General features: G+C 74.1%; 6 protein-coding genes. 3 read left to right on the forward strand and 3 right to left on the reverse strand.

Translation table 11 applies throughout. The annotated features are described in order from the left end of the window. Positions 1-4: 4 nt before the first annotated feature. Entirely contained in the window at positions 5-574 is a 570-nt protein-coding gene (locus CLT75_RS04400; protein WP_135239596.1) for a DM13 domain-containing protein, read from the reverse strand. Between the two features lie 101 nt (positions 575-675). On the opposite strand from CLT75_RS04400, the gene CLT75_RS04405 reads away from it, so the two are divergent. Beyond that, complete coding sequence (locus CLT75_RS04405) at positions 676-1374, forward strand: response regulator transcription factor (RefSeq protein WP_135239597.1); 699 nt, start codon at positions 676-678, stop codon at positions 1372-1374. Positions 1375-1382: 8 nt separating this feature from the next. Then, complete coding sequence (locus CLT75_RS04410) at positions 1383-2399, forward strand: sensor histidine kinase (RefSeq protein WP_167796998.1); 1017 nt, start codon at positions 1383-1385, stop codon at positions 2397-2399. Positions 2400-2408: 9 nt separating this feature from the next. Here CLT75_RS04410 and abc-f read toward each other — a convergent pair whose 3' ends face one another. Together abc-f and CLT75_RS04420 are read right to left on the reverse strand one after the other, a co-directional pair. Beyond that, positions 2409-4046: a ribosomal protection-like ABC-F family protein gene (gene abc-f / locus CLT75_RS04415; protein WP_135239599.1), complete on the reverse strand. Its 1638-nt coding sequence runs from the start codon at positions 4044-4046 to the stop codon at positions 2409-2411. 118 nt (positions 4047-4164) lie between these two features. Next, a complete protein-coding gene (locus tag CLT75_RS04420) occupies positions 4165-6315 on the reverse strand; it encodes a hypothetical protein (protein WP_135239600.1) in 2151 nt (716 codons plus the stop codon). A gap of 81 nt (positions 6316-6396) precedes the next feature. Between CLT75_RS04420 and CLT75_RS04425 the strand changes: the two genes are divergently transcribed. Then, the gene (locus CLT75_RS04425) at positions 6397-7161 is read left to right on the forward strand and encodes a thioesterase II family protein (protein ID WP_486485057.1); all 765 of its coding nucleotides are present in this window, start codon (positions 6397-6399) and stop codon (positions 7159-7161) included. Positions 7162-7322 lie beyond the last annotated feature (161 nt).

The raw sequence follows: 7322 nt of genomic DNA on the forward strand, positions 1-7322 counted from the left end.
CCGATCAGGCCGGCGCCGAGCCCGTCCCGGCCGCGGCAAGCGGCGCCGCGCCGAACGACACCGCGAACCGCTTGCACCAGATCGACACGCTGCGCAGACCGTCCAGGTCCACCGACGCCGGGATGTCGTACGCCTGGTCGCCGATGTTGCCCTTGAGTCGGCCCAGCTCGACCCAGCGGCCGTCGTCGAACACCTGCCAGCCGGCCCGGCCGGGCAGCACCTTCCGGTCGGTGAGCCACACCCGCAGGTCCGGCCCGTCGGAGGTGTCCAGTCCGCGCAGGAGCAGCTGGCGGCGGCCGTCGGCGAGACGGACGAGCTGTGCCCGGCCGGACGTGTCGTGCTCGTGCGTGACGAAGTCACCGGCGGCGAGTACCACGTCGGCAGGCGCCGCACCGGTCGGCGACGAGCCGGTCGTGCCGGCCGGCGCCGGTGACGGCTCCGCCACGGTGGGCAGCGCCTCGCGTACCTCGCGGTCGGTCATCAGCCGCCACGGCTGGAACAGGTACAGGCTCACCCCGAGGCCGGTGACGGCCACCACGGCGAGCACCGACAACACCACACGTCTTCTGCCCATGCCCCGACGGTAGGCGCGGACCCGGCGGAAAGATCTTTCCGTCCGCTTACGGCTCGACCGCGGGCCGCCGCGCCGGGACGCCGATGGGTAGCGTCTGGCGCATGGGGCGCTACGTGCTCGTCGTCGACGACGACCGGACGGTGAGCGACGTCGTCCGGCGTTACCTCGAACAGGACGGCTGCCGGGTCCGGCTGTCCTTCGACGGGCCGGACGCGCTCGCCGCGGCCGAGGAGGAGCCGCCCGACCTGGTGGTCCTCGACCTGATGATGCCGGGCCTCGACGGCATCGAGGTGTGCCGGCGACTGCGGCGCCGGCTGCCCGGCCTGCCCGTCGTCATGCTCACCGCGCTCGGGGACGAGGCCGACCGGGTCGCCGGGCTGGAGGTCGGCGCGGACGACTACGTGACGAAGCCGTTCTCGCCGCGCGAACTGGTGCTTCGCATCAGGTCGGTGCTCCGGCGCGCCGCCCCGCAGGACCGGGGACCGGCAGGGGTGCTGCGCGACGGCGACCTCACCGCGGACACCGGCCGCCGCGTCGCCGAGCGCGGCGGGCAGCCGCTGTCGCTGACCGTACGGGAGTTCGACCTGCTCGCGTTCCTGCTGGCGAACCCCGGACGCGCCTGGTCGCGGGCCGAACTGCTGGACCGCGTGTGGGGCTGGCGGTTCGGCGACCAGTCCACAGTCACCGTCCACGTCCGGCGGCTGCGGGAGAAAATCGAGGACCACCCCGCGCAACCGCGCCGCATCGTCACCGTGTGGGGCGTCGGTTACCGGTACGAGCCCTCGGAGGCGTCCCGGTGAACGAACTGATGGTCATCGGGCTCTACGCCCTGCTCGCCGGCACTGCCGTCGGCGCGCTCGGCGTCGGCGCGCTGCGGCTGGTGCGCCACCGGTCGATCCTCGCGCACATCGCGGTGCTGCTCGCGGTCACCATCGCCTCGGTGACGGCCGGCGTCACCGCCGTCGCCCAGGCCATGTTCCTGTCCGCGCACGACCTCCAGGTCGTCCTCGTCACGGTCGCCGCGTCCGCGGCGCTCAGCCTGGCCGTCGGGGTGGCGTTCGCCCGCCGCCTCGCCCAGGCGGCGGTCTGGGCCGACCAGGCCCGGCAGCGGGAACGGCAGCTGGAGGCCGGCCGCCGCGAGCTGGTCGCGTGGGTCTCCCACGACCTGCGTACGCCGCTGGCCGGGCTGCGGGCGATGGCGGAAGCGCTGGAGGACCGGGTGGTCGACGAGCCGGCGGCGGTGGCCGAGTACCACCGCCGGATCCGGGTCGAGACGGACCGGATGACACGACTGGTCGACGACCTGTTCGAGCTGTCCCGGATCACCGCCGGAGCGCTGCGGCCCGCGCTGTCCCCGGTGCCGCTCGGCGACGTGGTCTCCGACGCGATCGCCGCCACCGCGCCGCTGGCCGCCGACCGGCGGGTCCGGGTGCTCGCCCCGGAGACCGGCTGGCCGACCGTCCGGGCCGCCGAGGCCGAACTCGCCCGCGTCGTGACGAACCTGCTGGTCAACTCGGTGCGGTACACGCCACCGGACGGCACTGTCCGCATCGACGCCGGGCGGGACGACGCCGACGCGTGGCTCGCCGTCTCCGACACCTGCGGCGGCATCCCGGAGGCGGACCTGCCCCGGGTGTTCGACGTGGCGTTCCGGGGCACCCGGGCCCGTACCCCCGCACCGGCCGGCACCGACGAGGCGGCACCGGCCGGCGGCGGGCTGGGTCTGGCGATCGTGCGCGGACTGGTCGAGGCGCACGGCGGGCGGGTGCACGCGCACAACGTGACCGGCGGGTGCCGGTTCGTGGTCCGCCTGCCGGCGGTCTGACCCGGCCGGTCAGGCGGCGTCCGGGGGACCGGTCTCCACCAGGCGCCCGTCCGCCAGGCGCAGCCAGCGGCCCACATTGATCGCGTCGAGGAACCGCTCGTCGTGGCTGACCACCAGCAACGCGCCCCGGTAGGCGTGCAGCGCGCTCTCCAACTGGCCGACGCTGACCAGGTCGAGGTTGTTCGTCGGCTCGTCGAGCAGCAGGAGCTGCGGTGCCGGTTCGGCGCCCAGCACGCACGCGAGCGTGGCGCGCAGCCGCTCCCCGCCGGAGAGCACCCCGACCGGAAGGTGCGCGCGCGGGCCGCGGAACAGGAAGCGGGCGAGCAGGTTCATCCGCTGCGCGTCAGGGGCCTGCGGCGCGAACGCGGCCAGGTTCTCCGCCACGGTACGGTCCAGGTCCAGCAGGTCCAGCCGCTGCGACAGGTACGCGATCCGGCCGTCCGCGCGGGTGATCCGGCCGCTCTCCGGCTCCAGGTCGCCGTCGATCAGCCGCAGCAGCGTGGACTTGCCCGCGCCGTTGTCGCCGAGCAGGGCGATCCGCTCCGGACCGCGGATCGTCAGGTCGACACCGTCGGCGGCGAACAGCGACCGCTCACCGTGCCGGACCCGGACCCGTTCGGCGGTCAGCAGCGTGCGTCCGGCCGGGACGGTGGTGGCGGGCAGCTCCACCGTGATCGTCTTCTCGTTGCGCAGCGCCCGCTCGGCCTCGTCGAGGCGTGCCCGGGCATCGTCGACCCGCCCGGAGTGCATCTCGTTCGCCTTGCCCGCTGCCACCTGCGCGTCCCGTTTCAAGCCGCCGGCGACGATCCTCGCCAGACCCGCGTTCTTCAGGTTCCGGGAGGCGTTGCCGGCTCGCCGGGCCGCCCGCTCGCGGGCCTCCTGCAACTCCCGCTTCTCCCGCTTGAGGTCCTGTTCGGCGCTGCGGACGTTCTTCTCCGCCACCTCCTGGGCGGCCCGCACGGCCGCCTCGTACGAGGTGAAGTCGCCGCCGTAGAAGCGCATCTCACCTCGATCGAGTTCGGCGATGCGGTCCATCCGGTCCAGCAGCGCCCGGTCGTGACTGACCAGCAGCAGGCAGCCGTGCCACTGTTCCAGCACGTCGTAGAGCCGGTGCCGGGCGCCCAGGTCGAGGTTGTTCGTCGGCTCGTCGAGCAGCAGCACGTCGGGCTGCTTGAGCAGTTGCGCCGCCAGGCCGAGGGAGACCACCTGCCCACCGCTGAGCGTGCCCAGGCGCCTGTCGAAGGCGAGGTCGCCGAGGCCGAGACGGTCGAGTTGCGCGCGCGTGCGCTCCTCGATGTCCCAGTCGGCGCCGATGGTGGTGAAGTGCCTCTCGTCGGCGTCGCCGGCCTCGATGGCGTGCAGCGCCGCGATCAGCGGGGCGATCTCCAGGACCTCGGCCACGGTGAGGTCGGCGGCCAGCGGCAGGCTCTGCGGGAGGTAGCCCAGCACGCCGTCGACGGTCACCGACCCGGCGGCCGGGCGGTACTCACCGGCGATCAGCTTGAGCAGCGTGCTCTTGCCGGCGCCGTTCGGCGCGACCAGTCCGGTCCGGCCGCCGCCGAGGGTGAAGGACAGGTTCTGGAAGACCGGGGTGTCGTCCGGCCAGGAGAAGGTCAGGTTCGAGCAGACGACGAAGGAATCGGACATCAGGAAGACGACCTCGACGATGAGGGCGGGCGGACCTCAGCCGCCCGGCGGGGGACACGGTCTCGGGGTACGACGACACGACCACGGCGCTCGCCTGCGGTCGGTCACATGTCCGGTCTCACCCGGAGATGTCGTCGTCACCCGCCATGTCTGGTCTCCCTGCCTGCCTGATCGCCACTGGATCACTCCGGTCCACCGTAGCACCGGCGGTGGTCGCCAGGCGGTCCTGCAGACGGGCGTGCCGGAACTGGTAGACCGGCCCCACCGTGCGCAGCACCGACCGGCGGTGCGCGTCGTCGAGGAACCGGAGCAGCCGCAGCGGCGCCACCCCGGTACGGCGCAGGTCGACGATGACGAGCAGCGCGCGCCAGGTCTGCGAGGACGTCACGCCGAGCAGGAAGCCGCCGACGATGCCACAGGCGATGCCACCTTCCGCCGACCCGGCGAGCCGCCCGACCAGGCCACCCAGGACGCCGAGCACGGACCCGAGCCAGAGGCCGCCGCCCACCGCGGACCACAGGTCCCGCCGCCAGGACAGCCGCGACGACACCGGGTCGTCCTCGCCCGCCGCGCCGGCCATCGCCAGGTACAGGCCCAGGGAGAGGCAACCGAGAAAACCGGTCGCGGTGAAGGCCAGGAAGACCGGGAAGGCCCGGCCGGACCCGATGCGTGTGACGTCGGCGCACGCGGCGACGAGGAGTCCGAAGAAGCCCAGGAACAACGCACCGGCGAGCCCGGCGCCGAGCACGTTCTCCATCCGCTGACGGCTGACCACCCGGCTCCACCTGATCCGGCGGAGCCGCAGCGGACGCCGGCCGATCAGCACGTCCTGGGAGAGCTTGGCGGTGAACGTGAGCACCAGCCCGAACGCCAGCCCGGCCAGGACGCCGGACGCCGGCCCGGCGAGCAACCCCGCGCTCAGTCCGGCGCCGAGGCCGGTGACGAGCACCGTCGAGACCGCGTACAGGTCCCAGGAGGTGAACGACGCCAGGTGCCACCACACCAGGTCGCGGCTGCCCGCCCGGTTCATCAGGTGGGCGAGGTGACCGAGCCAGCGCGCCGCCTGCGCGGCCGTGTAGCGCGGCTCCGGTACGCCGGGCTGGACGGCGTACGCCGCGGGAAGTACCCGGTCGAGCAGGGCGTCCTCCACCGCCTCCCGGCTGTGGTAGCGGTCGAGCAGCTCCGCGGCATCGTCGTCGGTGGTCACCGTGTCCCGGAACAGGCTCAGCATCAGCGGGCTGCGCAGCGCCTGCGCGACGGAACTGTCCGGCCGGTCGCGCACCTCGTCCACCAGCCGCTGCCACCCCGGCGGCAACGGCTGGGTCCGGCTCCTGGTGACGTACGCGGCGATGTCCGCGCCGGTCAGCGGCTCCAGCTCCAGGGCGGCGGCGCCGGAGAGGTGCCGGGCGGCGGCCACCGCCTCCACCAGCTCGCGGCTGCGGGTCGTCACCACCAGCCGGAACGTGGTCTGGACGTCGAGCGCGCGCAGGGCGACCGGTCGCAGGTCCGGCGGCAGTTCGTCCAGCCCGTCCAGGAAGAGCGCCACGTGCCCGCCCGCGACGAGCCGGCGGGCCGGTTCGAGCCCGCCGAGGACATCGTGATCGGCGGCCAGCCGGGCGGCCAGCCAGTCGGCGACCGGTTGCCGGCGCGGATCCCAGCCGGACACGGTCAGCAGCACCGGCACGGGTACCCGTGCGCGTTCCTCCTCCGGCAGGCGCTGCCGGTGCTCCAGCGCGTCGATCAGCAGCAGGACGACCGCTGCCGACTTGCCCGCCCCGGGCCCGCCGAGCAGCAGGAGGCGGCCGGAGCCCAGGCCCGCGTACACCCGGAACAGGTCGTGCAGGTCGCCGTGGGCGAGGTCGGCCGCCCGCACCGGCGGGACGGCCGGCAGGGGCGGGAACCGGACCAGGTCGCCCTCGGTCGCGGCGGCGTCCACCGGCCCGGTGACCGGCCGGTCCGACCACCGCCAGTGGACCCGGATCGGAACCGGCGCCCACAGCCCGCGCTCGGTCGCCGCGCGGCTCCACTGGGCGAGGACGGCGGCGGCCAGCTCGTCGGCCGCCCGCTGCGCCGCGGGGCCCGGGCGGCGTGTGCCCCGGTGGTTGCGCCGCCACAGCCAGCCCAGGATCGGCCCGCCGGCGGCCAGGACGGCGAGGACCGACTGCAGCAGGGTGAGCTGCCGGTCGGTGGCGTTCGGCAGCCAGGCGACCGACGCGCCGAGCCCGGCCGCGACGAGCATCGCCAGCACCGACCAGACCCCCCGCCGCATCCCGGTAGTGTGCCAGTCGACCGGTTGTCCACACAGGCCCGTCCGCCGAGCCGGAGGTGGTCCGGCCCTATGCTCCTGGCCATGTCCCAGGTGACCGCGAGCCGCTGGTTCGGGCCGGGCGGGTCCTCGACCGGCGACGCCCAGGTGTTCGTCTTCCCGTACGCCGGTGGCGTCGCCGCCTCCTTCGCGCAGTGGCGGGAACTGGCCGCGCCGGAGCTGTCGGTGCAGGTCGCGCTGATGCCGGGCCGGGGCGCCCGGCTGCACGAGCCGCCGGTGGACGACCTCGCGGAGCTGGTGGACGCGCTGGCGGCAGCCGTCGCGGAGCGGGCGGCCGGGCCGTACCTGCTGTTCGGCCACAGCCTGGGGGCGCTGGTGGCGTTCGAGGTGACCCGGGAGCTGCGCCGCCGGGGCGTGCCCGCGCCGCTGGCGTTGCTGGTCGGCGGCGCGGAGGCGCCGCAGACCCGGCTGGTGCGGCGGCGCGTGCACGACCTCGACGACGCCGGTCTGATCGAGGCGTTGCGCGACTTCGGGGCCACGCCGGCCGCGCTGCTGGCCGACCGCGACCTGATGGAGCTGATCCTGCCCGGGGTACGCGCCGACTTCGCGCTGTCCGAGCGGTACGCCTACCGCCAGGGGCCGCCGCTGGAGGTGCCGGTGCACGTGCTGCTCGGCGACGGGGACGAGCACGTGGACCCGGAGCGGGCCGCGGGGTGGGCCCGGGAATGCGTGACCGAGCCGCTGTGGCACGTGTTTCCCGGCGGGCATTTCTTCCTTACCGACCATCTGCCGGAAATCATCGACCTAATGCGACACATCGTCGCCAGTCACACCCCTGTGGCGGAATAAGCGACAAAGAACGGGTAAGGACTCGTACCCGTACCGGACCTTCCACAATGTCCGGTATTCGACCTGGTGAACGGGCGAGAAGCGGTGTTAAAGTTCGCCATCCGTTCGCCGAAGGGACGTCGCTGACGAGGCGGCATACTGTCGCGTGCGCCGAGGTGTTC

The sequence above is a fragment of the Micromonospora sp. CNZ285 genome (assembly GCF_004637285.1).